Here is a 22,811-nt window from a genome sequence, read left to right as displayed (position 1 = left end):
CCGGTTCGAGATCCAGGTGTTCCAATCGCTGAACTTTTCTGACAACGGAACATCCGAACGAAGCACAGGTACCGACCGCCGCGCTCCCGCTTGCCATGCCGACCACTGATCTCACCGAGTCCTTCTCGCTCGCGCTCCGCCGCCTCGGGACCCTCTACGCGCGCGTCGCCGCGGAGCAGTCGGCCGAGCACGGCGCGTACTCGAAGCAAGACCTCTTAGCGCTCGACGCAATCGGGCTTGACGGGCCGATGCGGATGGGCGACCTCGCCGACGCCTTGGGCGTGGGCCAGAGCGCCGCGACGCCCGTGGCCGACCGCCTCGAAGGGCACGGCTGGGTCCGCCGCGTGCGGAGCCAAGCCGACCGCCGGGTGTGGCTCGTCGAACTCACCGACGAGGGGCGCCGCGCCTTCGAGGCTGAAGACGCCGTCCGCAAGACGGCCGTGGACGCGATGCTCGCCCCGCTCGACGACGGCGAGCGGGCGGCCCTCGTCGCACTCCTGGAGAAGATCACCCGGGGCCACAGCGTGCCCGGCTAGCGCAGGATCTCATGCTCGGGCTGAGACCGAGGGCACGTCCTGCTCAGCACCCGGATCTGCGTCGTACCCCACCTTTTCGTGCCTCAGCGGAGGGCCGTTGACCCGCACCCCTCGGTCCCAACCCGTATCCCCCTAGCCGTGTACCGCCAGCTCACCGCCGCCCTTCGCCGGGTCCTTCCGGAGTCCGCGTTGTTCAAGCACGGGTTCAACCTGTCGCCGATGTACCGGCGCTCGACCGGCCGGGTGACGCGTGTCTCCGACGACTTGCACGAGGTCGAGGTCGCCATCCCGCTGTCGTGGCGGAACGCGAACTACGTCGGGACGATGTTCGGGGGGAGCCTGCTCTCGGCGACCGACCCGATCCTGATGATCCAGCTCCTCCACATCTTGGGCGACGGCTACGTCGTGTGGGACAAGGCGGTCCAGATGCGCTTCCGCCGCCCGGCCCGGTCGCGCGTGACGGCCCGGTTCGTGTTCACGAGCGAGGAGATCGAGGCGATCCGCAGCGCGGCCGACGATCACGGCGAGACCGACTGGGACAAGCCGGTCGAACTGGTCGACGAGGCCGGGCAGGTGGTCGCACACGGGACGAAGACGCTCTACGTCGCCACGAAGGCGTTCCGGCGCGCGAAGGACGCCCAGCGGTCCGCGGTCCAGAAGAGGGCGTCAGCAGGGTAGGGCTCGGCAGAGCCCCCAGCGGGCGCCCGTCCAGTCGGCGCTCCGCAGGGGGCGGGCTCATCCTCCGTCCGACGTGGCGCCGATGCCCCCGAAGGGGTCGTCATACCAGTCCACCTGGCGGGAGAGGTACATCACGACCGCGAGCGTGACGAGCAGCCCCAGGCTGCCCGCGAGCAGGGCGTACGCCTCCAGCTGGAGGAGCACGAAAAAGTAGCCGTAGAACAGCGTCAGCAGGCCGCCCACGAGCGCCGCGAGGCGCCAGCCGCCGAAGACGGCACGAGCGTATAAAACCACCAGCGACAGGATGGCGACGGCCGCGACGCCGTAGGCCCCGTTGAACGGGAGGTACTCGGCGAACGCCAGCAGGAGGAGGTAGAACAGCGTCACTGCGAAGCCGACTAGCAGGTACTGGATCGGGTGGATCCGGCGCCCGCCCAGCACCTCGACGAAGAAGAACGTCAGGAAGGTCAGAAAGACGAACAGCACCCCGTACTTGGCCGCCCGGTTGGTCTTCTGGTACTCGTCGACCGGAAGCAGCAGTTCGACGCCAAACGCCGACGCGCCCCCGGCCATCGCGGCCTCCATCTCGTAGTAGTCGAACCTGGCGCGGCGCAGCGGCAGGCCCGTCGGTCGCCCGAACCCCCCGGCAAAGGCCTGCGGGTAGTTGCGGTTGAGGTGGAGCACCCGCCACCGGGCCTCGAACCCCGTGTCAGCGACCGTGCGGTCCTCGGGCAGGAAGGCGCCTGCAAAGCGCGGCGTGTCCCACGGCGACGCCAGCCGCAGCGTCGTCTCGCGGCCGACGGGCAGCACGCCCAGGCTGCCGCTCCCGTTGAGGCTCAGCCTGAACGAGAACGCCGCGCCGTCGCCGTCGACGCGGACGGGCACCGTCACGCCGGTCGAGAACACGTCGTTCGTGACGATCCCCGGGTCGGCCTCGCGGTCCGTGCCGTCCCACCGCAGGCGGATCGGCTCACGCACGCCGACCAAGTCCGAGATCCCGATCTGGACGAACGCCTCGTCGAGCCGGAGCGCGCTCCGGGGGATGCCGAAGGCGGCCGAGTCAACCGGCGGGAATTGGCCGCGGACGGTGAGCTGCGCCTCGTACAGCACGACGCGGAAGATGCCGCGTGTGCGGACCTGCGGCGCCATCGTGCCCTCGACATCGAGGGCGTCGGGGAAGAGGTGCGCGTAGCGCGTCACGCGCTGCTGGCCGCCGTTCGGGGCCGGCTCGGTCGCCGTGTACGGGATCGTGAGGACCGGCCCGCCCAGCGTCTGGTCCTGGCCCCACTGCGCCGAGACCTCCAGCCGCGCCTGCTCGCGGAGCTGCTCGCGCTCGTTGATGAGCCCGCCCAAGAGCGCCAGCGGCACCATCAGCACAAAGACGATGAGCACGATGGCGACCACCTTCCACGCCAGCGACCGACGCGGCGACGGCAGCTTGGGCACGCGCCGGGCCGGGGGGGGGGAGGCTTGGGGAGCGCTGGCGTCGGACATTGGGGCGGAGGGGCGCGAGCCCGGAACGTAGAGACGCCCCGGTCGCTCTCGACCGCCGGGGCACCAGAAATCCGCCGGGCGTCCGCAAGCGGGGCCGGCCAACAAAAAACCGCCCCGACGCCGGAGGGGCATCGGGGCGGCTGAGTGAGGAGAGCCGGCTTAGGCCTGCGTCTCGCCCTCGTCGACGACTTCGAAGTCGGCGTCCTCGGTGGCGTCGGCCGCCTCGGTGGGGCCGTCGGCCTGCGCCTGGGCGGCGGCGTCGGCGCCGCCCGCTTCGGCCTCGGCCTGCTGGGCGCGGTAGAGGTCCTCCGCCGCGCCGGACCACGCCGTGTTGAGCTGCTCCATCGCCGACTCGAGCTGCTCGAGGTCCTGGCCCTTGTGGACCTCCTTGAGCCGCTCGAGCCCGGCCTCGATCTGCGACCGCTTCTCGGCGGGCAGCTTGTCGCCGTAGTCCGCGAGGTTCTTCTCGGTCGAGAAAATGAGGCTGTCGGCCTGGTTGAGCTGGGTGATCGACTCCTTGCGCTTGGCGTCCTCGGCCGCGTTCTCGCGCGCGGAGCGGCGCATGGCCTCGATCTCCGCGTCGCTCAGGCCGGACGAGGCCTCGATGCGGATCGACTGTTCCTTGCCGGTCGCCTTGTCCTTGGCCGAGACCGACAGGATGCCGTCGGCGTCGATGTCGAAGGTGACCTCGACCTGGGGCAGGCCGCGCGGGGCGGGGGGGATGCCGTCGAGGTGAAACCGGCCGATCGTCTTGTTGTCGACGGCCATCGAGCGGTCGCCCTGGAGCACGTGGATCTCGACAGACGGCTGGTTGTCGCTGGCGGTCGAGAACGTCTCCGACTTGCGCGTCGGGATGGTCGTGTTGGCCGGGATGAGCGGCGTCATCACGCCGCCGAGCGTCTCGATGCCCAGGTTCAGCGGCGTCACGTCGAGCAGGAGCACGTCCGAGACGTCGCCCGACAGCACGCCGCCCTGAATCGCCGCGCCGAGCGCGACGACCTCGTCAGGGTTGACCGAGCGGTTCGGCTTCTTGCCGAAGAACTGCTCGACGACCTCCTGGATCTTAGGGATGCGCGACGAGCCGCCGACCAGGATGACCTCGTCGACCTGCTCCTTCGTCAGCCCGGCGTCCTTGAGCGCCTTCTCCATCGGGGGGATGGTGCGGCTCACGAGGTCGTCGACGAGCTTCTCGAACGTGGCCCGCGTTAGGTCGAGGGTGAGGTGCTTGGGGCCCTCCTGCGTCGCCGTGATGAACGGGAGGTTGATGGTCGTCTGCGAGGCGGCCGACAGCTCGATCTTGGCCTTCTCGGCGGCCTCCTTGAGGCGCTGGAGCGCCATCGGGTCGGTCCGCAGGTCGATGCCCTCCTCGCGCTTGAACTCGTCGGCGATCCAGTCGATCAGGCGCTGGTCGAAGTCGTCGCCGCCGAGGTGGGTGTCGCCGTTCGTGCTCTTGACCTCGAAGACGCCGTCGCCGAGCTCCAGGATGGAGATGTCGTAGGTGCCGCCGCCGAGGTCGTAGACCGCGATGATCTCGTCCTCGGACTTTTTGTCGAGCCCGTACGCGAGCGCCGCGGCCGTGGGCTCGTTCAGGATGCGCTTGACGTCGAGCCCGGCGATCTGGCCGGCCTCCTGCGTCGCCTTGCGCTGGGCGTCGTTGAAGTAGGCCGGGACGGTGATGACCGCCTCGGTGACGCGCTCGCCGAGGTAGTCCTCGGCGGTCTGCTTGAGCTTGGCGAGCACCATCGCCGAGATCTCCTGCGGCGTGTACAGCTTGTTCTCGCCGCCCGCCTCGACCTGGATGCGGGCCACGCCGCCGTCGGCGGCCGCGACCGTGTAGGGGACGGTCTTCATCTCCTCGGCGACTTCGGAGTGCTGGCGGCCCATGAACCGCTTGGCCGAGAAGATGGTGTTCTGGGGGTTCGTGATGGCCTGGCGCTTGGCCGGCGCGCCGACGAGGCGCTCGCCGTCCTTTTTGAAGGCGACCACGGACGGGGTCGTCCGGCCGCCTTCGGCGTTGGGGACGACGACAGGCTCGTTGCCTTCCATCACGGCCACGACGGAGTTCGTCGTGCCGAGGTCGATGCCGATAATCTTGCCCATTGGGGGAGTGGATGCTTGGAGTAGAGGGGTGCCGCAGAGCGTGGCGGAGTGACGTTGGCTACGCCGCGTCGGTCGCCAGGATCCACGGGGCCTGCCGGATCGGCAGGCCGTCATGTCACGCACAGACAGGACAAGGGCCGTGCCACCGCGCGCCGATTGCCGTTATGGCAGACCGCTTCGCCAGATCCTCAACCGACCCGGCGGCGGGGTATCTTGGCGTCCCCCCCGGCCTAGCGGGCTCCGCCCGATGAAACACGTCCCCAACGTCCTGACCGTCGGCCGCATGATCGCGGCGCCGGTGTGCCTGTACCTCTTGTGGACGGGGACGGTCGCGGGCCAGATCGGCGGGGCCGCCCTGTTCATCATCGCCGCCATCACCGACTGGCTCGACGGCCAGATCGCGCGGAAGTACGGCGTCGGCTCGCGCCTGGGCCAGTTTCTGGACCCGCTGGCGGACAAGGTCCTCGTCCTCGGCGCCTTCTTCCTGATCCCGTTTCTGCAGCCGATCGGGGAGGGGCTCGCGGCGCCCGTCGGCGCGTGGCTGCCGTGGCTCGCGATCGGCGCCATCGCCGTCCGCGACGTGGCGGTGACCGTGCTCCGGGCCGTCTACGAGAAGCAGGGCAAGACGCTGGCGACCTCGACGGCCGCCAAGTGGAAGACGGCGTGGCAGCTCACGTTTCTGATCACCGCCTTCGTGTTCCTCGCCGGCCGCCACCTCGAGGCGCTCGGCGGCGCGCTCGGCGCGCTCGGCACGTTCCTGGCCGCCGCCCTCGCCTCGCCCGTCGCGCTCGTCTTCCTGCTGGCGACCGCCGCGGTCACAGTGTGGACGGGCGTCCTCTACTTCCGCCAGCCCGCCGCCGGCTGACGCCGTCCGCGGCGCCCTCGCATGCCCGACACCGCCGCCGCCCTCGCCCGCGACCTGTTGCGCATCGGCGCCGTCGCGCTTCGCCCCGCCGACCCGTTCACGTGGGCCAGCGGCCGGCGCTCGCCGATCTACACCGACAACCGGCTGACGCTCTCGCACCCCGACGTGCGCGGCTGCATCGCCGATGCTTTCGCCGATCTCTCGCGCCCCTTCTCGCCCGACGCGATTTCGGCGACCGCGACGGCCGGCATCCCGCACGGCGCCCTGCTGGCGGACCGCTTGGAGCTCCCGTTCAGCTACGTCCGCTCGGCGCCCAAGGGGCACGGCAAGGAAAACCGGATCGAGGGGGCCGTCGCGGACGGCGCGCGCGTCGTCCTCGTGGAGGACCTCATCTCGACCGGCGGCTCCGCACTATCGGCCGCCCAAGCGTTGCGCCAGCACGGGGTCGACGTGGTCGCTGTCGTGGCCGTCTTCTCGTACGGCTTCCCCGAGGCCGAGGCCGCGTTCGACTCGGCGGGCATCCCGCTGGCGACGCTGACCGGCCTCGACGCGCTGGCGCGAGCGGCGCGCGAGACGGGCACGCTGGCCGAGGCCGACCGCGACACGCTCGACGCCTGGCGCCGCGACCCGGCCGGATGGAGCGAGCGGTGGGTGGGACAGCAGGAGGGGTAAGGCCTGGGCCGTGGAGGTACGGATCGCTCGAACCGTTCGCCATCCTGCTCGTCCTCTGCTCCTCTTGCCCTCCATTCCTCTCCTCCTGCCATGACCGGCCACCTCCTGACCGTTGGCGACGAGATCCTGCTCGGGCAGATCGTCGACACGAACGCGGCCTGGCTCGGCGAGCGGCTCGCGGCGGCGGGCGTCGACGTGCGGCGCTCCGAGACGGTCGGCGACGACCACGGCGAGATCGTCCGCGCGCTGGAAAGGGCGTACGCGGACGGCGCGGCGGTCGTCATCGTGACGGGCGGGCTGGGGCCGACGCACGACGACGTGACGAAGGCGGCGGTCGCCGAGGTGTTCGGCCGCGAACTCGAGTTTCGGCCCGACGTGCTCGACCGGATCGAGGCGCGCTACGCGACGCGGGGCCGCACGATGCCCGCCGTCGGCCGGGTGATGGCCGAGGTGCCCGTCGGGTTCGACGCGCTCCCCAACCCGACCGGCAGCGCGCCCGGCCTGTGGGGCCAAGACGACGGCCGCATGGTGGCCGTGATGCCCGGCGTGCCACACGAGATGGAGGCCATCGCCACGGCATCCGTCCTCCCCCGGCTCGTCAAGCGGCAAGACGGCGTCGTGCTCTCGCGGACGCTACTGACCGTCGGGAAAGGGGAGAGCGACCTGTCGGTGCTGATCGAGGCGGCCGGCGCCCTCCCCGAGTCTGTCAAACTGGCGTACCTGCCGAGTACCGGGCAGGTACGCGTCCGGCTGACGGCGCGGGGCCCGAGCCGCGATGCCGCGCAAGCGGATCTCGACGGCGCGTTCGAAACGGTCCGCGGCGCGGTCGGGCGGCTGGCGTTCGGCGAGGGCGAGACGACACTCCAAGCGGTCGTGCTCGACGCCTTCCGCGCGGCCGGTCTGACGCTGGCGGTCGCCGAGAGCTGCACCGGCGGGACGGTCCTCTCCCGGCTCACCGCGATCCCCGGCGCCAGCGCGGTCGTCTGTGGCGGCGTCGTGGCGTACTCGAACGCCGCCAAACGGGCCCTCCTCGACGTGCCCGAGGAGCACCTCGACGACCACGGCGCCGTGAGCGAGCCCGTCGCGCTCGCGATGGCGGCCGGCGCCCGCGCCCGCTTGGGCGCGGACGTGGGGCTGGCGACGACCGGCATCGCCGGGCCGACCGGCGGCACGCCCGAGAAACCCGTCGGGACCGTCTGGATCGCCTACGACGACGGCGCCGACGCCCGTGCCGTGCTCCTCCACCTCACCCCCAACCGCGCCGTCAACATCGCGCTGTCGGCGACGGCCGTGCTCGACCTCGCCCGGCGCCAGCTCGCGCGTCGCGGCGGCGCCTGAGCCCGTCGCCGGCGCCGCGCGGCAACCTTTTGGCCGGGCTCGCGGTTATCGGGGTGAACGCAGGGGGCGGGTCTGCTCGGGCGTGACGCGAAGGTGTCACCCCCGCCGCCGTACCCTGTTGCGTTCGCACTGCCTGAGGGGCCACGCACCCGGCCCTTTTACATCCACAGACCCGCTCTTCGGAGCCTGCCCTCATGGCGAAGTCCCCCGCCACCGTCCCCGTCGACGCCGCCGCCAAGTCGAAGGCCCTCGATCTCGCCATGAAGCAGATCGACAAGCAGTTCGGCAAAGGCGCCGTGATGAAGATGGGCGACCAGCCGCCCGTCTCGATGGACGCCGTCTCGACCGGCTCCCTCACCCTCGATCACGCGCTCGGCATCGGCGGCGTCCCGCGCGGCCGCATCATCGAGATCTACGGGCCCGAGTCGTCCGGCAAGACCACGCTGGCGACCCAGATCATCGCCGAGGCCCAGAAGATGGGCGGCACGTGCGCCTTTATCGACGCCGAGCACGCCTTCGACCCGACGTACGCCGAGAAACTCGGCGTCAACACGGACGACCTGCTGATGTCCCAGCCGGACACCGGCGAGCAGGCGCTTGAGATCTGCGACATGCTCGTCCGCTCCGGCGCCATCGACGTCGTCGTGATCGACTCGGTCGCCGCGCTCGTGCCCAAGGCCGAGATCGAGGGCGAGATGGGCGCCAGCCACGTCGGCATCCAGGCCCGGCTCATGAGCCAGGCGCTCCGCAAGATCACCGGCACCATCAAGCGGACCAACACGATCTTGATCTTCATCAACCAGATCCGGATGAAGATCGGCGTCATGTTCGGGAGCCCCGAGACGACCGCCGGCGGCCGCGCGCTCAAGTTCTACGCGTCGGTCCGGATGGACATCCGCCGCATCGGCGCCATCAAGGACGGCCAGGAGGTGACGGGCAACCGGACGCGCGTCAAGGTGGTCAAGAACAAGGTGGCCCCGCCGTTCCGGCAGGCCGAGTTCGACATCATCTACGGCGAGGGCGTCTCGTCGCTCGGCGAGCTCGTCGACCTCGGGCTCGAGCACGACATCATCCAGAAGTCGGGCTCGTGGTACTCCTACGGCGAGGAGCGCATTGGCCAGGGCCGCGACGTCACCAAGGAGTGGCTCAAGACGAACGACGACCGTCGTGAGGCCGTCAAGAACGCCATCAAGGTCGCCCTCGGCATGATCCCGGACCCCGACGCGGAGGTCGAGGACGAGGACACGGCGTCCACCAACGGCCAGGAGGCCGTCCTCGACGCGTAGCCGACTCGGACAGATCGCCCGCAGGCGCCGCTTGGATCCGTCCGGGCGGCGCCTGCTTTTTTGAGGGGGCGCGCGGCTCGGCGACGGCGCCCGCTGACCGACCGCGCGAGCTGCTGAGAGGAGGGGAGGGGTAGCTTGCGGGATGCGCATTGTCCTCCTGCTTCTGGCCTTCGGGGCCGTCGAGCTGACCGCGGCTCCCGCCCAGGCGCAGGTCGCCGACACGACCGCGACCGGCGACCCGCCCGACCTCCCCCCGAACACCGAGGCGCGCGACGTGGCCATCTTCCGGGCGATCTACGAGATCGACGTCCCGATGCTGACTGGGGCGATGCGCGCCGTCAACGTGACCGCGTATCCCGTGTACGGCGGCATCGCGCCGGCGCTCGCGCTCGGCGCCGCGCTCGACGGCGGCGACTACGAGCCGGCGGTCAAGATGGCCGCGGCTCAGGGGCTGGACGTCGCGGTCACGCTCGCGATGAAGCGGCTGGTGCTGCGGCCGCGTCCCTACGCCGCGCTCGACGGCGTCGTGGCCCGGGACCGTGGGCACATGGGCGAGGACATCATCGACCCGTACTCCTTTCCGTCGGGCCACACGTCGCTGGCGGCCGCCAGCGCCACGTCGCTGTCGCTGAGCTACCCCGAGTGGTACGTGATCGGGCCGGCCGCTGCCTGGGTGGGCACGATGGGCGCCGCCCGCATCTGGCACGGCGTCCATTACCCGACCGACGTGGCCGTCGGTGCCGCCGTCGGGGTCGCCTCGGCGGTCGCCGTCCACCTGGTCTGGAACGCGCTCGACGGCGGGCCGGGGACCAGTGGCGACGCAAACGCCGTTCGGTTCTCCATTCCCCTTTAACGCGATGCGTCGTCAAACCGCTACCAGTGGAGTGGCCTGGGAATCGATCTACGGCTACCGCCGGGCGGTCCGGATCGGCAACTGGGTCGCCGTTTCAGGCACGACGGCCCCTGGGGCCACGGCTCAGGCCCAGGCGAGCGCCGCATTCGAGACGGCGCTTGCGGCGCTCGCGACGCTGGGCGGCACCTCCGCCGACGTCATCCGGACGCGGATGTACATCACCGACATCGCCGATGCCGACGCGGTAGGGCGCGTGCACCGCGCCCGGTTCGGGGCGAACCCGCCCGCCTCCACCATGGTCGAGGTATCGGCGCTGATCGCGCCCGAACTCATGGTGGAAATCGAACTGGACGCCGTCGTGGAGGCCGCCCCTTAGCTTCCATCAGCTTTTCCCCCCGACCGATGCTGCCGTACCTCCACACCGTCGTCCTCGCCCTCCACGTGTTGTTCGCCGCCGCCTGGTTCGGGCTGGGGCTGGCGCTGCCGTCGCTGGCCCGCGGCGCGATGTCGCCCGGCACACCGGAAGGAGGGAAGGTGGTCGGCTCGATGAACGGCTCGATCGTCCTGTTCTACGCGGCCGCCGTCGCCAACTGGATGCTGGGCATGCAGCTCGGCCTGGAGGCGCAGTACAACGCCTGGCCGTACCACACGGCGCTGTCGCTGGGCCTGGTGCTGGTCGTCGTCCAGTTCGCGCTGATTCGGCCCGGATGGGCGCAGTTGACGAACGGGGCCGGCACGCCGGTCGCCGAGACGGGCCGCAAGCGGATCGCGCTCGGCCTCGGCATCGGCCACGCCGTCTGGATGGGCATCTTCGTGCTGATGTACGTCGGGCGCGGCGTGATCGGCGGCTAGCGCTCGGCGGCGCGGCGCAAGCGGTCGAGCAGCGCCGTCCCCAGCCCATCGTCGGCGACGAGCTGGGCGTCGATGCGCGCCAGCCCCAAGGCGTCGGCGCGGCGGAAGGTCTCGAACACGCGGTGCGCGTAGTCGGCGACCGTGGGGCAGACGACCTCCAGGGCATACCCGGGCGGGGGGGCGTCGAGGCCGATGTAGGCGGCGTCGGAGTCGGGACTCGAGGCCTCGGCCGACGCGACGAGGTGGACGCGGGCGTGGGGCGCGTAGTGCCGGTGGCGCGTGCCCGGCGACCGGTGGCGGGCGTCGTCGTTCGTCCCGGTCGCGAACGCGCCGGGCCAGAGGTCTCGCAGCCGATCGAGCGTGACTGCTCCGGGACGGAGCACAACAGGCGTGTCTCCCGTGGCATCCACGACCGTCGATTCGAGCCCGACCGTCGCGGGCGGGCCCTGGAGGACGGCGTCGATCCGGCCGTCGAGGTCGGCCACCACAGCCTGCCACGTGGTCGGGCTCGGCCGGCCGCTCCGGTTCGCGGATGGCGCGACGAGGGGCGCCGCCAGCGCCGCCAGCACGGCCCGCGCCTCGGGGCTGGCGGGGACCCGGACGGCGACCGTGTCGAGCCCGGCGGTGACGGCGGCTGGCAGGCCGGTCCGGGCGGGGAGCACGACGGTCAGCGGGCCCGGCGCGAACGCCGCCAGGAGGTCCCGACCGAGCGCGGTGAGCTGGGCGACCGCGTCGGCGTCGCCAGCGTCGCCGACGTGAACGATCAGCGGGTTGTCGGCCGGCCGGCCTTTCGCCCCGAACACGCGTCCGACCGCGCTCGCGTCCGTCGCCAGCGCGGCCAGGCCGTAGACGGTCTCCGTCGGGATCGCGCACAGCCCGCCGCTCGCGAGCACGGCGGCGGCTTCGGCGGGATCTCTCAGGAGGCGGGTAGTCACGGCGCTAGGTTTCGGGTCCCCCGCAAGATCCGACCATGGCCCGCCGCGAACCCACCCTCGCCGACTACGACACGCACAACGTCGACGGCTACGACGTGCTCGTCGGTCGGACGGCCCGCGACAACGACAAGCTGACTTTTAAGGTGGCCCGGCCGAACGACGTCTGGCTCCACGTCGGCGGCGGGACGCCCGGGAGCCACGTGGTCATCCGGACGCCCGAAGGGGGCGAGGTGCCCCGGGCCGTCGTGAAGCGCGCGGCGGAGCTGGCCGTGGCCCACTCGAAGGCGAAGGGCGCGACCGGCAAGGTGGACGTCCACGTATGCCGGGCGTGCGACGTGTCGAAGCCGCGCGGCGCCAAGCCGGGATCAGTCCAGCTCCGGCGCTACGAGTCCGTCAAGGTGTACGCGCGGGCCTAGCGGACGACGACGGCGCGGTGTGTCAGCACGCGGCCCCCGGCCTCCAGCCGGACCACGTACACCCCGCCCGCCAGCCCCTCCGCGAGGCGCGCTCGGTGGGCGCCCGCCGGCCAGTCTCCGTCGGCGACCACGGCGACCTCCCGGCCCCGGACGTCGTAGACGGCGAGCCGAATGGGGCCCCGCTCGGCGAGCGCGAAGCGGATCTCGGCCCGGCCGGCCGACGGGTTCGGGATGGGCGCCTCGAGCGCGACCTCGGGGGCGATGGCCGCGCGTGCGAGGGCGCCCGGGGGGGCGGTGGCCTCGGGCGGCGGCGGGGGCGGCTCGGCCAGGCCCGCCGCCCACGCCGGGATCGTCAGGATGCGGGGGCCGCCGTTCGGCCGGGGCCCGCGGGCCCGAACCCGGAACGCCTGCCAGGGCGCGACCTCATCGATGGCCACCCAACGCCGCGTCGCGTTGTCGAACGCCGTCGCACCCGAGGCGTGCACGGCGCCCGGCCACTCGGCCATGCGCGTCAGGTCGAGGGGGGCGTCGAACGGATTGGCGAGGACATTCCAGCGCGTCCCCGAGGTGTCGAGCTCGACGGCGATGTCGGCCGTGTTGGGCCGCCGCGTCGAGCGGAGGTCGAACGGGAACGCCCGGCTGATGCTGACGCGCTCGCGGCCGACCCCGTCCTCGTCGCGGAGCCGCCAGCGGAAGGCCCGCCCGAGGGGCAGGACCTGGTCGGCGGACGCCGCGGGCACCCACTGCCCGGCCCCGGTGTCGAAGCCGGTCCACACCGACGGCCCGGCGTTCGGGAAGTAGCCGGGGACCCCCGTGACGAGGTTCTGGGCCGCGAGGTCGGCCACGGTGAGGCCCGGCGCCGGCGGCCCGAACAGGAGCGCCCCGGCGGTCCCATCGACGACGGTGTGGGCCCGGACGTCGGCCAGCTCGACGGGGTCGGCGGCCCACTCCGCGATTGCGGTGCGGAGCACGACCTGGACGGTCTGGCCGAGGAGCGAGTCGGGCACGGACACCTCGATCCGGCCGTCGGTGGCAGGCGCCGAGGCGATCACCACGCTCTCGCCAGTCGCCGGGATGTCTAGGACGAGGCGGACGTTAACGCGGAGCCCGACGCTCTTCCACTCGGCGACGAGCGGGACGCCGATGGCGGCGGGGGCCTCGAGCCGCCCCCGGATGGCCCGGGTCTTCGGCTCCCTGCGCCCGTCGATCGACGCGCACGCGGCCCGGCTGCAGCCCGCGAGCTGGCCCAGCCGGAAGGAGAACTGGTCGAGGTCGGCCTGGGGGATGAAGTCCCACGAGCCGTCGAGCTCGAACGGGTCGGCGACCAGGTCGTAGAGCTCGACCTCGCCGGACCTGGGGAACTCAGTGTACTTCAGCCCCTCGGCGGTGATCACGGTCCGGTAGTAGGGGAGGGTGTCGCGGTTCCAGCCCTCGAGCAGTAGCGTCTGGCGCCACGCGACGGGCTCGCCGGTCAGCAGCGGGACCAAGCTCCGGCCCTCGTAGTGGGCCGGGGCCGGGGCCCCCGCAAGGTCGAGGAAAGTCGGGGCGAGGTCGACGATCGAGACGAGCGCGTCGTCGAGGGTCCCCGCGCTGATCCCCGGGCCGGAGACGGCGAACGGGACGCGCGCTGACCGCTCGTACGGGTACCCCTTGCTCCCACGGATCCGATGGTGCCCCAGCATGATGCCGTTGTCGGACACGAAGAAGACGTAAGTGTCATCGGCCATCCCGAGCGCCTCGAGCTCGTCGCGGAGGTCGCGGATGGCCTCCTCAGCCGAGAGCATCGCCTCGACGCGGGATCGGAAGAGCCCGTCCATCCCGTCGTAGCCGGGGAGCGGGGTGCGCCCGGCGAGGTCGGCGTGTTTGTCCGAGACGTCGTCCTCGTCGAAGTCCGGGTCGCGGGGGACGATGGCGTCGGGGAGCGTGCCCTCGTGGCGCGGGGCCGGGATCGCGCGGGTGGGCTCCGTCCCCGACTCGGCGTGGGGGGTGTAGAGCGAGAGGTAGAGGAACACCGGCTGGTCGAGGTCGGCGGCCGCCCGGAGCGCGCCGACCGCGATCCCGGCCTCGACGTCGGTCCGGTACGAGTCCGGCCCGGAATAGTCGTTCACGATGCCCCCGGAGCCGTCGTCGACGTACTCCGAGAAGTCCATGTAGCCCCCGACCCGGGGCATCGAGGCGGAATAGACGTTCCAGCCGGGCGGGGTGTAGAGGGGGCCGCGGTCCGGCCACCCGTTCACGGGCTTCCCCACGTGGATCGTGTGGTACCCCGCGCCCTGGAGGGCGATCGGGAACGTCTGGTCCTCCCACCCCTGAGCCTTCCACTCCCGGTAGTGGCGCTTCCCGTTGAACAGGTATCCGTTCGAGTGGCTGTTGGTCCCTGTCATGAGGGCCCCCCGAGACGGGCCGCACAGCGAGTTCGGGATGTAGCCCCGCGAGAACGACAGCCCGGCCTCGGTGGTCACCTCGCGGAGCCCAGGGAGTGTCGCCATCGCCGCCGTGTCCAGGTCGTCGACGAGCACGAGCACGATGTTCGGCTGAGCGGGCTGGCCGTGGACGGCCGTCGGGACGCTGAGGGCGACGGCGAGGATGAAAGCCCGGGGCAGCACAGAACCGTGAGGAGACCCCCCGAGGATACACCGCAGCCTGTTCACATGTGTTATCGGGATTTGGCCCGCCTATCGGGACCCCGCGGAACGAGGCTGCACGCAGAAAGCGCCGGCCCTCGCGTGAGGACCGGCGCCGGTGTTGCGGGGGGGGGATTCGAACCCCCGATCTTCGGGTTATGAGCCCGACGAGATACCACTTCTCCACCCCGCGGTGTGTGATCCCAAGGTAGGGGCCGGGCGGGTGGGCATCAAGCCGCCAGCGGTGGAGCGCCGGTGAAGTCCGCGTGTCGGAATCCGGCCCACCGGGTCCCCCGTCGTCTATCTTCGCTCCTCCTCATCCCCGCAGTCCCGACTCATGGCCTCCGTCCGTCCGTTCCGGGCGCTCCGTCCCGCGCCCGCGTTCGCCGAGCGCGCCGCCTCCGTCCCCTACGACGTCGTCTCCGTCGAGGAAGCCCGCACGCTTGCGGCTGGCAACGAGCACTCTTTCCTCCACGTCGTCCGCCCCGAGATCGACCTCGCGGCAGGCACCGACGAGCACGCCGACGAGGTCTACGCCCAGGGCGCCAAGGCCTTGCGCGAGCTGGCGGCCTCGGAGGCCTTCGTCCGCGACGACGAGCCGCGCCTCTACGTCTACAGGCTCGTGATGAACGGGCGCGCCCAGACGGGCATCGTGGGCCTGGTCTCTGCCGACGACTACGACAACGACGTCATCCTCAAGCATGAGGAGACGCGGCCCGACAAGGAGGACGACCGCACGCGGCACATCGTCGAGCAGCGCGCGCACGCCGAGCCGGTGATGCTGACCTACCGGGGCCGCGACGACATCGACGAGGCGGTCGCCCAAGCGATGGAGACCGAGCCACTCTACGACTTCCGGGCCAAGGACTACGTCCAGCACACCGTGTGGGCCGTGCCCGACCCCGCCGCCGTGGTCGAGGCGTTCGCGGACACCGACGCGCTGTACGTGGCCGATGGTCACCACCGCAGCGCCGCCGCGGCGCGCGCCGCGCGCGAGCTGGCGGACGTGCCCGAGGCCGGCCACTTCCTGGCCGTCCTCTTCCCGTATGAGGACATGGAAATCCTCCCTTACAACCGGATCGTCAAGCACCTCCCGGTCGGCAAGGGCAAGTTCCTCGACCAGCTCCGCCGCCGCGTGGACGTCGAGGAGGCGCTCTTCCCCGACCCCGAGGACTTCGGCCTGGTCGCTTTCTACCTCGGGATGGACTACGGCTGGAACACGCTCGTGCTGCCCGAGACCGAGCGCGACGGCGTCGCCGACACGCTCGACGTGGCCCGGCTCGGCGAGTTCGTGCTAGAGCCCCTGTTGGGCATCACCGACCCGCGCACGGACGAGAACGTGGCCTTCGTCGGTGGCATCCGGGGGACCGAGGAACTGGAGCGGCTCGTCGACGCGGGCGAGGCCGACATCGCCTTCTCGATGTACCCGACTGCGCCCGAGGAGCTGCTCGACGTGTCGGACGCGGGCGAGCTGATGCCCCCGAAGTCGACGTGGTTCGAGCCCAAGCTGCGCAGCGGCCTGCTCGTCCACACCTTCTGGGACTGATCCGTGCGGCGACGTTGAACGTGCGGCGTTGAACGGTCTCACTTTCCTCGTTTTCACTTTTCACGTTCCATGACCATCCTCGTCGCCGACAAGCTTTCCGAAGACGCCCTGGGCGTGCTACGTGACGACGGCCACGTCGTGATCGAGGCGCCCGACCTGTCGGGCGACACGCTCGCGGCAGCGCTCGCGGAGGACAACCCGGCCGTGCTCGTCGTGCGCTCGACGAAGGTGACCGCGGCGGCGCTCGACGCAGCGCCCGGGCTCGAACTCATCGTCCGCGCCGGTGCGGGCGTCGACTCGATCGACGTGACAGGCGCGTCGGAGCGGGGTGTCTTCGTGGCGAACTGCCCCGGCAAGAACGCGGCGGCCGTCGCCGAGCTCGCGTTCGGGCTCATCCTGGCGCTCGACCGCCGGATCCCCGACAACGTGATCGCGGCGCGCGAGGGGCGCTGGGACAAGAAGGGGTTCGCGAAGGCGCGCGGCCTGCGCGGCCGGACGTTGGGCGTCGTCGGGATGGGGAGCATCGGCCGTGAGGTCGTCGCCCGCGCCCGCGCCTTCGGGATGCCGGTCGTGGCCTGGAGCCGCTCGCTGACGCCCGAGGCGGCGCAGGACCTCGGCGTGACGTTCGCCGCCAGCCCCGTCGACGTCGCGCGGCAGTCGGACGTCGTGACGGTCCACGTGGCCTCGACGCCCGAGACGGCGCACTTGGTCGACGCCGCGTTCCTCGCGGCGCTGCCCGACGGCGCCTCGCTCATCAACACGACGCGCGCGGAGGTCGTCGACGAGGTCGCGGTCGCCGACGCGGTCGCCGCGGGCCGGTTGCGGTACGCGACCGACGTGCCGGCGGGCGAGCCGTCCGACAAGGCGGGCCCGTTCTCGCACCCCCTCGCGGACGCCGCCTACCTCACGCACCACATTGGCGCCTCGACCGACGAGGCGTCGGACGCGATTGGCCAGGAGGCGATCCGCGTGATCCGGCGCTACGCCGAGACCGGCCGCGTCGACAACGGGGTCAACCTGGCCGACCGGACGCCCGCGACGCACCTGCTGACCGTACGGCACCTCGACCGCGTGGGCGTGCTGGCAGGCGTACTCGGCGAGATCCGGGAGGCGGGCTGGAACGTGCAGGAGATGGAGAACCTGGTGTTTTCCGGGGCCGCCGCCGCGTGCGCCCGGATTCGCTTCGACGGCCAGCCCGACGACGACACGCTCGCGCGGATCGGCGCCGTCGAGCACGTGCTGAACGCGACCGTCATCGAGCTCTAGCGCGCCACCCTCCCTTTCGGGCTCCAATGACCATTTCGACCCGCGGCCGCATGGCCGGCCACATCGCCACCGCCCTCACCATCGCCGCGGGCGTACTTGCTGCCGTCGGGCTGGTGTCGGCGTCTTCTGGCGGCTCCACCAAGCTGCTGGGCGTCGTGCTCGTCTCACTGGGGCTGGCGATCCGGACGCTCCGGTTGCAGAAGGCGCGAGCCGCCGACCGGTCCCGATAGGCGCCGCCGCGAGCTGGACACGCGCCCCTCCGCTAACGCGCGACGGGCGCGCCGGCGTCGGCGAGGTCCTGGAACCCGCCCGCGTTGACGACACGCGCGAAGCCCATGGCCTCCAGGACCCGGGCGGCCCGCCCGCTGCGCACGCCCGAGGCGCAGTACAAGTAGACCGTCTCGTCGCGCGGGAGGTCGGCCACGAGGTCGCGGAAGTCGGCGTCCAGCACGTCGGCGTGGAGGGCGCCGGCGACGTGGCCCTCGCCGTACTCGGCGTCGGTGCGGACGTCCACGACGGGCGCGCCCTCGCCGATGGCGGCGACGATCGAGTCGACCGGCTCGGCGTCCCCGCCGCCGGTCATCCACAGATAGCCGCCGAGGGCGACGATGCCGAGCGCGAGCAGGACGAGGGAGGCTTTCATCGGGACCACAGGGTGCGTGCGAGCGCAAACGTACGGCCGTCGCGCGCCGCGAGGCGGTGGTCTCGCGCGCCGTCGCGGAGGGGGCCGACGGCGGAGACCACCACGTCGCCCACGTTCGCCTCCGCTTTGTACGCCACGTCGATCCCCGCGAGCCCGGCGTCAGCGGGCAGGGCTTCGAGCGCCCATTCGATGAACCGGACGTTATTGGCGTGGCCGACGCGGTCGAGGTCGGACCGGCGGACGGCGAACTCGGCGCGGTGCTCGACGGGGTCCGGCGCGCGCGGCGGGTCGGGCATCTCGTGCGCGCGGGGCTTGGCCCCCGCCTCGAACCCATCCATCGCGGGCGGCAGCCGGACCGGCCGGCGCCGGTCGATATCGATCAGGAACCACCGGCTGGTCGCGACCGCCAGCACGGCGCCGTCGGCGTCGGTGACGCGGAAGTCGCGCGTGGCGCGCAAGCCGTCGAGCGCGGCGGGCCACGTCTCGACCTCAACGATTTCGCGCATGGCTGGGCGCCGCCCAATCCGGACGCTGAGTTGGGACAGCACCCAGGTGCTCCACCCCCCGTCGGGGAGCGGGAAGCCCTCGCGGTCGGCCGCGAGCGCGTGCTCGCCGGCGGCCTCCTGCAGCAGGTCGCACACGGTCAGGACCGAGGCCATCCCGTCGGGGCCGGTCTCGACGGCGCGGATGCGGAACGGCTCGGACCAGACCAGAGGCGTCTCGCTCACGAGCGCAGCGTCGCGTCGAGCGTGATCTCGGCGGCCGCAAGCACCTTCGAGAGCGGGCACGACTCCTTGGCGGTCGTCGCGATGTCGCGGAACTGGCCGTCGTCGATGCCCGGCACGTCGGCGTCGAGGACGAGGTCGATCTTGTGGATCTCGAATCCGCCGGCGACCTGACGGAGGTGGACCTTGGCCGTCGTCTTAGCGCGCGACGGCGGGTGGCCGGCCTCGGCGAGCATGTGGGAGAGCTGCATCGTGAAGCAGGCCGCGTGCGCGGCGCCGAGCAACTCCTCGGGGTTCGTGCCGGGCTCGCCGTTCTCTTCAAAGCGGGATGAGAACGAGTACGGCTTGTCGGACAGCGCGCCGGTCTCGGTCGAAATGGCGCCGGAGCCGTCGGACAGGGAGCCGGACCAGTGGGCAGAAGCGGTGCGAGTCATCGGGGGACGTGTAGAAGAGAGGGGTGGATGGGGGCGGCCAGCCCGTGAGCGGCGGCCGGGCTGCCCGCGTCGTACACCGCAGTTCGTGACAGGTGTCCGGCGCGGTCGAATCGGAGCGTAGGTACCACTGAGATGGGACGGGCGATTCCCGGAATCGGCGGTCAGGAGTTTCGTGGAACCCCGGTCGGCTGGAACAGCCCGGGCGGAGGCGCACTCTAAGACGTCCATTCCCCCACCCCCCTCTCATGACTGACCAGACCGCCGACCGCCCCCTCTACACCGGGACCTACCGCGATCCCGCCTCCGCGAACAACGCGTACGCTTCGCTCCGCGATCGGGGCTACACCAAGGACGACATCCACGTGGTCATGTCCGACGACACCTGGGAGCGGTACAACCGCGACGTGGCCGAGGTCGAGATCGAGCAGGGCTCGAAGGCCGCCGAAGGCGCGGGCGTCGGCGCCGCCGTCGGCGGGACCGCCGGCGGCGTCCTCGGCGCGATCGTCGGCGTCGGCGGCGCCGTCCTCATCCCGGGCATCGGCGCCATCGCCGGGCCGATCGCCGGCGCGCTCCTGGGCGCCGGTGCCGGCGGCGCGGGCGGCAGCCTTCTGGGCGCGCTCATCGGGGCCGGCATCCCGGAGGACCAGGCCAAGGTCTACGAGAAGGACGTCAAGGACGGCGGCATCGTGATGGGGGTCCACCCGCGCGACAACGACCGCGACTACCTCGACACCCACTACCGCGAGACTGGCGCCGAGAACACGTACTACTACGACGCGGTCTAGCCGACCCGTTCGACGGCTTGCGAGGGGGACCGGGCATGCGCCTGGTCCCCCTCGTGCGTTTGGGCCTCTACCAGGCGCGCCGGATGGCCTCGACGGCCTCGGGGTCCTCGAGCGCGGTCACGTTCCCCAGGTCGTCGCCGAGGTGGGCGGCGCGGATCACGCGACGCATCACCTTGGCGTTGCGCGTCTTGGGAAGAGCATCCACAAAGAGCACGGCTTTGGGGCGCAACGCCTTGCCGAGCGCCTCGGTGATCCGGCCGACGAGCGCGTCGCGCAGCTCTTCGGACTCGCGGACCCCGTCCGCCAGCCGCACGAAGGCGACGACGGCCTGCCCCTTGACGGCGTCGGGCACGCCGATGGCCGCGCTCTCGAGCACCCGGGCGTCGGCGTTGAGCGCGCCCTCGACTTCGGCCGGCCCGAGCCGCTTGCCGGCGACTTTGATGGTGTCGTCGGAGCGGCCGAGCAGGAACCATTGGCCGTCGGCGTCGATGGCCGCAAAGTCGCCGTGGACCCAGAGCCCGGGGTGGCGGTCCCAGTACGTCGCGTGGTAGCGGGCGTCGTCGGCGTCGCCGTGGAAGCCGCGCGTCATGCCGATCCACGGCTGGCGGATCGCGAGCTCCCCGACGGCGCCGCGCACGGGCTGGCCGGCCTCGTCGAGCACGTCGGCGTCCATGCCGACGACCGGGCCCGAGAAGCCGGTCGGCTTGAGCGGCTCGACGTGGTTGCCGCAGACGATGCCGCCCGAGATCTCGGTCCCGCCCGAGTAGTTGAGGATCGGCTTGTTGGAATCGAGCACGTTCTCGAACAACCAGCGCCAGCTCTCGGGGTCCCACGGGCTTCCGGTTGAACCGACGGCGCGGAGGGCGCCCAGGTCGTGGCGCTCGATTGGCTCCGTGCCGTGGGGGCGGAGGGCGCGAACGAGGGTGGGGGACAGGCCCAAGAGTGTCACGCCAAAGCGCTCGCAGATGTCCCACGTCCGGGCGTGGTCGGGCACGTCGGGGGCGCCGTCGTAGAGGACCATCGTGGCGCCGTTGAGGAGGGCTCCGAAGACGAGCCAGGGGCCCATCATCCAGCCCATGTCGCTCATCCACCAGACCACGTCGCCGGCGCGCACGTCCATCGGGTGGCGCATGTCCTGAGCGGCCTTGATGGGGAAGCCGCAGTGCGTGTGGACGGCGCCCTTGGGCGTGCCCGTCGTGCCCGAGGTGTAGATCAGCAGCGCGGGGTCCTCGGCGGCCGTGTCGGCGCATGCGCGCTGGGCGTCCGTCGCGGCCGCCCCGGTCTCCATGAGCCGCGCCCACGGCACGTCGCGGTCGTGCTGGGGCAGGCCGACGATGCCGACGCGCTCGACCACGAACACGGTCTCGACCGACGGCGCGTCGGCCAGCGCCTGGTCGGCGACGTCCTTCATCGGGACGGTCTTGCCGCGCCTCGGAGCGCCGTCGGCCACGACGAGCGCCTTCGCGTTCCCGTCGGCCAGCCGGGTCGCGACGGCCTCGGCGCCGTAGCCGGAGAACAGGGGCAGGATGACGCCGCCGATGCGGGCGATCGCCAGGAACGCGACGACGATCTCGGGGCACATCGGGAGGTACAGCCCGACGGCGTCGCCTTCCCCGATGCCGTGCGCCCGCAGGCCGGCCGCGCAGTCGGCGACGGCGGCGTGCAACTGGCGATACGTGAGCGCGACGGTGTGTCCCTCCTCGGCCTCGTAGCGGACGGCGTCTCGGTCCCAGGCCGCCGTCCCCGCCCAGCGGTCGAGGCAGTTGTGGACGACGTTCATCCGCCCGCCGACGCACCACCGGGGCCGCTCGATGCCGTCGGACGTGTCCAAAACGGCGGCGTACGGGTGGCTGAACTCGATGCCGAGGTCTTCGAGGACGGCGTCCCAGAAGCGGCCGACGTCCTCGAGCGCCCAGGCCTCCAGGGCGGCGTAGTCCGCGAGCCCTTGCCGGCGCCAGAAGCGCGCGAGGTTGGTGTCGGCGATGTGCTCGGGTGAGGGCGTCCAGGCGGCGGACTGGCCGAAGGGGAACGTGTCAGGCATGGGCTCGGGGGGACGCCCCAAGGTACGGGGCGCCCCATCCGCGCCGGGCCTAGACCGTCGCCAGCCCCTCCCGGATCGGGGTCGAGCCGGAGGTCATCTCGATCACGGCGCCCTCCGTCTCGGACACGGTGAGGATGGAGGCCAGCGCGAGCGCCACGTCTTCGCGAGCGACCCCCATCGCGCGCTCGTCGGCGTCCAGGGAGGCGGCGAACGTGGCCGTCCCGGTCCCGGCCCCGTTCGTCAGCGACGTCGGGCGCAAGATCGTGTAGATGAGGTCGGTGCCCATGAGGTGCTCGTCGGCCCCGTGCTTGGCGAGCAGGTAGTCCTGAAGTTCGTCGGCGTCTTGGGGCGCGTCGGCGCCGATGGAGCTGAGCATCACGAACCGGGAGACGCCTTGCGCGGCGGTCGCGTCGATAAGCGCGATGGCTCCGTCACGGTCCACCTCCTCCACGGCCTTGCCACCCGACCCGGCGGCGAAGATCACGGCGCCGACGCCAGCCGGAGCTTGCGACACGTCGCTGGTCAGGTCGCTCAACAAGGGCTCGCCACCGAGGGCGCGCATGGCCTCGAACTGGTCGTCGTCTCGGACCATCGCGCGGACGGTGTGGCCGGCCTCGGCGAGGATCTGGACGAGGCGCTGGCCAATGGCGCCGTGGGCGCCGGCTACGAGAAGGGTCATCGGAGAGGGGGGGAGGGGGGGTAGGGGCTCCTCTCACGGGGAG

General features: G+C 71.8%; 23 protein-coding genes and 1 tRNA gene. 14 read left to right on the top strand and 10 right to left on the bottom strand.

The window, feature by feature from the left end; genetic code table 11:
* The first annotated feature begins 95 nt into the window (after positions 1 to 95).
* The gene (locus tag ACLIRP_RS07755) at positions 96 to 536 is read left to right on the top strand and encodes a MarR family winged helix-turn-helix transcriptional regulator (RefSeq protein ID WP_412063396.1); all 441 of its coding nucleotides are present in this window, start codon (positions 96 to 98) and stop codon (positions 534 to 536) included.
* A gap of 138 nt (positions 537 to 674) precedes the next feature.
* On the top strand, positions 675 to 1,214 hold the full coding sequence (locus tag ACLIRP_RS07750) for a DUF4442 domain-containing protein (protein ID WP_412063395.1): 540 nt from the start codon (positions 675 to 677) through the stop codon (positions 1,212 to 1,214).
* Positions 1,215 to 1,271: 57 nt separating this feature from the next.
* Here ACLIRP_RS07750 and creD read toward each other — a convergent pair whose 3' ends face one another.
* Positions 1,272 to 2,708 carry a cell envelope integrity protein CreD gene (gene creD / locus ACLIRP_RS07745; protein ID WP_412063394.1) on the bottom strand — a complete coding sequence of 479 codons (1,437 nt, stop codon included), beginning with the start codon at positions 2,706 to 2,708 and terminating at the stop codon, positions 1,272 to 1,274.
* A gap of 159 nt (positions 2,709 to 2,867) precedes the next feature.
* Positions 2,868 to 4,808 (bottom strand): molecular chaperone DnaK, encoded by a 1,941-nt coding sequence (dnaK, locus tag ACLIRP_RS07740; protein ID WP_412063393.1) that lies wholly within the window; start codon positions 4,806 to 4,808, stop codon positions 2,868 to 2,870.
* Between the two features lie 247 nt (positions 4,809 to 5,055).
* Between dnaK and ACLIRP_RS07735 the strand changes: the two genes are divergently transcribed.
* The 7 genes from ACLIRP_RS07735 to ACLIRP_RS07705 all read left to right on the top strand — a co-directional run bounded on the left by ACLIRP_RS07735 (position 5,056) and on the right by ACLIRP_RS07705 (position 10,674).
* Complete coding sequence (locus ACLIRP_RS07735; protein WP_412063392.1) at positions 5,056 to 5,673, top strand: CDP-alcohol phosphatidyltransferase family protein; 618 nt, start codon at positions 5,056 to 5,058, stop codon at positions 5,671 to 5,673.
* A gap of 21 nt (positions 5,674 to 5,694) precedes the next feature.
* On the top strand, positions 5,695 to 6,345 hold the full coding sequence (gene pyrE, locus ACLIRP_RS07730; RefSeq protein ID WP_412063391.1) for an orotate phosphoribosyltransferase: 651 nt from the start codon (positions 5,695 to 5,697) through the stop codon (positions 6,343 to 6,345).
* Positions 6,346 to 6,435: 90 nt separating this feature from the next.
* Positions 6,436 to 7,683, top strand: a complete 1,248-nt coding sequence (locus ACLIRP_RS07725; RefSeq protein ID WP_412063390.1) for a competence/damage-inducible protein A — start codon at positions 6,436 to 6,438, stop codon at positions 7,681 to 7,683.
* Positions 7,684 to 7,877: 194 nt separating this feature from the next.
* A complete protein-coding gene (gene recA, locus ACLIRP_RS07720) occupies positions 7,878 to 8,969 on the top strand; it encodes a recombinase RecA (RefSeq protein WP_412063389.1) in 1,092 nt (363 codons plus the stop codon).
* A gap of 142 nt (positions 8,970 to 9,111) precedes the next feature.
* A complete protein-coding gene (locus tag ACLIRP_RS07715) occupies positions 9,112 to 9,822 on the top strand; it encodes a phosphatase PAP2 family protein (RefSeq protein WP_412063388.1) in 711 nt (236 codons plus the stop codon).
* Between the two features lie 4 nt (positions 9,823 to 9,826).
* Positions 9,827 to 10,198 carry a Rid family hydrolase gene (locus ACLIRP_RS07710; RefSeq protein WP_412063387.1) on the top strand — a complete coding sequence of 124 codons (372 nt, stop codon included), beginning with the start codon at positions 9,827 to 9,829 and terminating at the stop codon, positions 10,196 to 10,198.
* Between the two features lie 26 nt (positions 10,199 to 10,224).
* Positions 10,225 to 10,674 (top strand): hypothetical protein, encoded by a 450-nt coding sequence (locus tag ACLIRP_RS07705; protein WP_412063386.1) that lies wholly within the window; start codon positions 10,225 to 10,227, stop codon positions 10,672 to 10,674.
* On the opposite strand, the gene ACLIRP_RS07700 is transcribed toward ACLIRP_RS07705, so the two are convergent.
* On the bottom strand, positions 10,671 to 11,609 hold the full coding sequence (locus ACLIRP_RS07700) for an L-threonylcarbamoyladenylate synthase (RefSeq protein WP_412063385.1): 939 nt from the start codon (positions 11,607 to 11,609) through the stop codon (positions 10,671 to 10,673). The genes ACLIRP_RS07705 and ACLIRP_RS07700 overlap by 4 nt on opposite strands.
* 35 nt (positions 11,610 to 11,644) lie before the next feature.
* On the opposite strand from ACLIRP_RS07700, the gene ACLIRP_RS07695 reads away from it, so the two are divergent.
* Positions 11,645 to 12,025, top strand: a complete 381-nt coding sequence (locus ACLIRP_RS07695) for an NFACT RNA binding domain-containing protein (protein ID WP_412063384.1) — start codon at positions 11,645 to 11,647, stop codon at positions 12,023 to 12,025.
* On the opposite strand, the gene ACLIRP_RS07690 is transcribed toward ACLIRP_RS07695, so the two are convergent.
* Both ACLIRP_RS07690 and ACLIRP_RS07685 read right to left on the bottom strand, forming a co-directional pair.
* Positions 12,022 to 14,631 carry a sulfatase-like hydrolase/transferase gene (locus ACLIRP_RS07690; RefSeq protein WP_412063383.1) on the bottom strand — a complete coding sequence of 870 codons (2,610 nt, stop codon included), beginning with the start codon at positions 14,629 to 14,631 and terminating at the stop codon, positions 12,022 to 12,024. The genes ACLIRP_RS07695 and ACLIRP_RS07690 overlap by 4 nt on opposite strands.
* 139 nt (positions 14,632 to 14,770) lie before the next feature.
* A tRNA-Met gene (locus tag ACLIRP_RS07685) sits at positions 14,771 to 14,842 on the bottom strand.
* A gap of 144 nt (positions 14,843 to 14,986) precedes the next feature.
* Here ACLIRP_RS07685 and ACLIRP_RS07680 point away from each other — a divergent pair.
* The 3 genes from ACLIRP_RS07680 (at position 14,987) to ACLIRP_RS07670 (ending at position 17,691) form a co-directional block, all read left to right on the top strand.
* Positions 14,987 to 16,195 (top strand): DUF1015 domain-containing protein, encoded by a 1,209-nt coding sequence (locus tag ACLIRP_RS07680; protein ID WP_412063382.1) that lies wholly within the window; start codon positions 14,987 to 14,989, stop codon positions 16,193 to 16,195.
* 69 nt (positions 16,196 to 16,264) lie between these two features.
* A complete protein-coding gene (locus ACLIRP_RS07675) occupies positions 16,265 to 17,461 on the top strand; it encodes a phosphoglycerate dehydrogenase (protein WP_412063381.1) in 1,197 nt (398 codons plus the stop codon).
* A gap of 26 nt (positions 17,462 to 17,487) precedes the next feature.
* Complete coding sequence (locus ACLIRP_RS07670) at positions 17,488 to 17,691, top strand: hypothetical protein (RefSeq protein WP_412063380.1); 204 nt, start codon at positions 17,488 to 17,490, stop codon at positions 17,689 to 17,691.
* A 32-nt stretch (positions 17,692 to 17,723) separates the two neighbouring features.
* On the opposite strand, the gene ACLIRP_RS07665 is transcribed toward ACLIRP_RS07670, so the two are convergent.
* The 3 genes from ACLIRP_RS07665 to ACLIRP_RS07655 are packed head-to-tail and all read right to left on the bottom strand — an operon-like array spanning position 17,724 to position 19,263.
* Complete coding sequence (locus ACLIRP_RS07665; RefSeq protein WP_412063379.1) at positions 17,724 to 18,104, bottom strand: rhodanese-like domain-containing protein; 381 nt, start codon at positions 18,102 to 18,104, stop codon at positions 17,724 to 17,726.
* A complete protein-coding gene (locus ACLIRP_RS07660; protein WP_412063378.1) occupies positions 18,101 to 18,832 on the bottom strand; it encodes an acyl-[acyl-carrier-protein] thioesterase in 732 nt (243 codons plus the stop codon). The genes ACLIRP_RS07665 and ACLIRP_RS07660 overlap by 4 nt, the downstream gene beginning before the upstream one ends.
* Positions 18,829 to 19,263: an OsmC family protein gene (locus ACLIRP_RS07655; RefSeq protein WP_412063377.1), complete on the bottom strand. Its 435-nt coding sequence runs from the start codon at positions 19,261 to 19,263 to the stop codon at positions 18,829 to 18,831. Before ACLIRP_RS07655 ends, ACLIRP_RS07660 begins: the two co-directional genes overlap by 4 nt.
* Before the next feature lie 245 nt (positions 19,264 to 19,508).
* Between ACLIRP_RS07655 and ACLIRP_RS07650 the strand changes: the two genes are divergently transcribed.
* Positions 19,509 to 20,048, top strand: coding sequence for a hypothetical protein (locus tag ACLIRP_RS07650; protein WP_412063376.1), 540 nt, complete (start codon positions 19,509 to 19,511; stop codon positions 20,046 to 20,048).
* 67 nt (positions 20,049 to 20,115) lie between these two features.
* Here ACLIRP_RS07650 and ACLIRP_RS07645 read toward each other — a convergent pair whose 3' ends face one another.
* Both ACLIRP_RS07645 and ACLIRP_RS07640 read right to left on the bottom strand, forming a co-directional pair.
* A complete protein-coding gene (locus ACLIRP_RS07645) occupies positions 20,116 to 22,089 on the bottom strand; it encodes an AMP-binding protein (protein WP_412063375.1) in 1,974 nt (657 codons plus the stop codon).
* A gap of 49 nt (positions 22,090 to 22,138) precedes the next feature.
* Positions 22,139 to 22,768 (bottom strand): SDR family oxidoreductase, encoded by a 630-nt coding sequence (locus ACLIRP_RS07640; protein WP_412063374.1) that lies wholly within the window; start codon positions 22,766 to 22,768, stop codon positions 22,139 to 22,141.
* Positions 22,769 to 22,811: the final 43 nt, after the last annotated feature.

The sequence above is a fragment of the Rubrivirga halophila genome (genome assembly GCF_046845755.1).
Classification (GTDB): Bacteria; Bacteroidota; Rhodothermia; order Rhodothermales; family Rubricoccaceae; genus Rubrivirga.
The sequence above is the reverse complement of the archived record's forward strand: the minus strand, read 5'-3'. Positions and strand labels throughout refer to the sequence as shown.

Bases quoted from the DNA above. Each gene is read 5' to 3' on its own strand.
- ACLIRP_RS07755 (WP_412063396.1), top strand. From the start codon at position 96: ATGCCGACCACTGATCTCACCGAGTCCTTCTCGCTCGCGCTCCGCCGC.
- creD (WP_412063394.1), bottom strand. From the start codon at position 2,708: ATGTCCGACGCCAGCGCTCCCCAAGCCTCCCCCCCCCCGGCCCGGCGC.
- dnaK (WP_412063393.1), bottom strand. From the start codon at position 4,808: ATGGGCAAGATTATCGGCATCGACCTCGGCACGACGAACTCCGTCGTG.
- ACLIRP_RS07735 (WP_412063392.1), top strand. From the start codon at position 5,056: ATGAAACACGTCCCCAACGTCCTGACCGTCGGCCGCATGATCGCGGCG.
- pyrE (WP_412063391.1), top strand. From the start codon at position 5,695: ATGCCCGACACCGCCGCCGCCCTCGCCCGCGACCTGTTGCGCATCGGC.
- ACLIRP_RS07725 (WP_412063390.1), top strand. From the start codon at position 6,436: ATGACCGGCCACCTCCTGACCGTTGGCGACGAGATCCTGCTCGGGCAG.
- recA (WP_412063389.1), top strand. From the start codon at position 7,878: ATGGCGAAGTCCCCCGCCACCGTCCCCGTCGACGCCGCCGCCAAGTCG.
- ACLIRP_RS07715 (WP_412063388.1), top strand. From the start codon at position 9,112: ATGCGCATTGTCCTCCTGCTTCTGGCCTTCGGGGCCGTCGAGCTGACC.
- ACLIRP_RS07710 (WP_412063387.1), top strand. From the start codon at position 9,827: ATGCGTCGTCAAACCGCTACCAGTGGAGTGGCCTGGGAATCGATCTAC.
- ACLIRP_RS07705 (WP_412063386.1), top strand. From the start codon at position 10,225: ATGCTGCCGTACCTCCACACCGTCGTCCTCGCCCTCCACGTGTTGTTC.
- ACLIRP_RS07695 (WP_412063384.1), top strand. From the start codon at position 11,645: ATGGCCCGCCGCGAACCCACCCTCGCCGACTACGACACGCACAACGTC.
- ACLIRP_RS07680 (WP_412063382.1), top strand. From the start codon at position 14,987: ATGGCCTCCGTCCGTCCGTTCCGGGCGCTCCGTCCCGCGCCCGCGTTC.
- ACLIRP_RS07675 (WP_412063381.1), top strand. From the start codon at position 16,265: ATGACCATCCTCGTCGCCGACAAGCTTTCCGAAGACGCCCTGGGCGTG.
- ACLIRP_RS07670 (WP_412063380.1), top strand. From the start codon at position 17,488: ATGACCATTTCGACCCGCGGCCGCATGGCCGGCCACATCGCCACCGCC.
- ACLIRP_RS07665 (WP_412063379.1), bottom strand. From the start codon at position 18,104: ATGAAAGCCTCCCTCGTCCTGCTCGCGCTCGGCATCGTCGCCCTCGGC.
- ACLIRP_RS07655 (WP_412063377.1), bottom strand. From the start codon at position 19,263: ATGACTCGCACCGCTTCTGCCCACTGGTCCGGCTCCCTGTCCGACGGC.
- ACLIRP_RS07650 (WP_412063376.1), top strand. From the start codon at position 19,509: ATGACTGACCAGACCGCCGACCGCCCCCTCTACACCGGGACCTACCGC.
- ACLIRP_RS07645 (WP_412063375.1), bottom strand. From the start codon at position 22,089: ATGCCTGACACGTTCCCCTTCGGCCAGTCCGCCGCCTGGACGCCCTCA.
- ACLIRP_RS07640 (WP_412063374.1), bottom strand. From the start codon at position 22,768: ATGACCCTTCTCGTAGCCGGCGCCCACGGCGCCATTGGCCAGCGCCTC.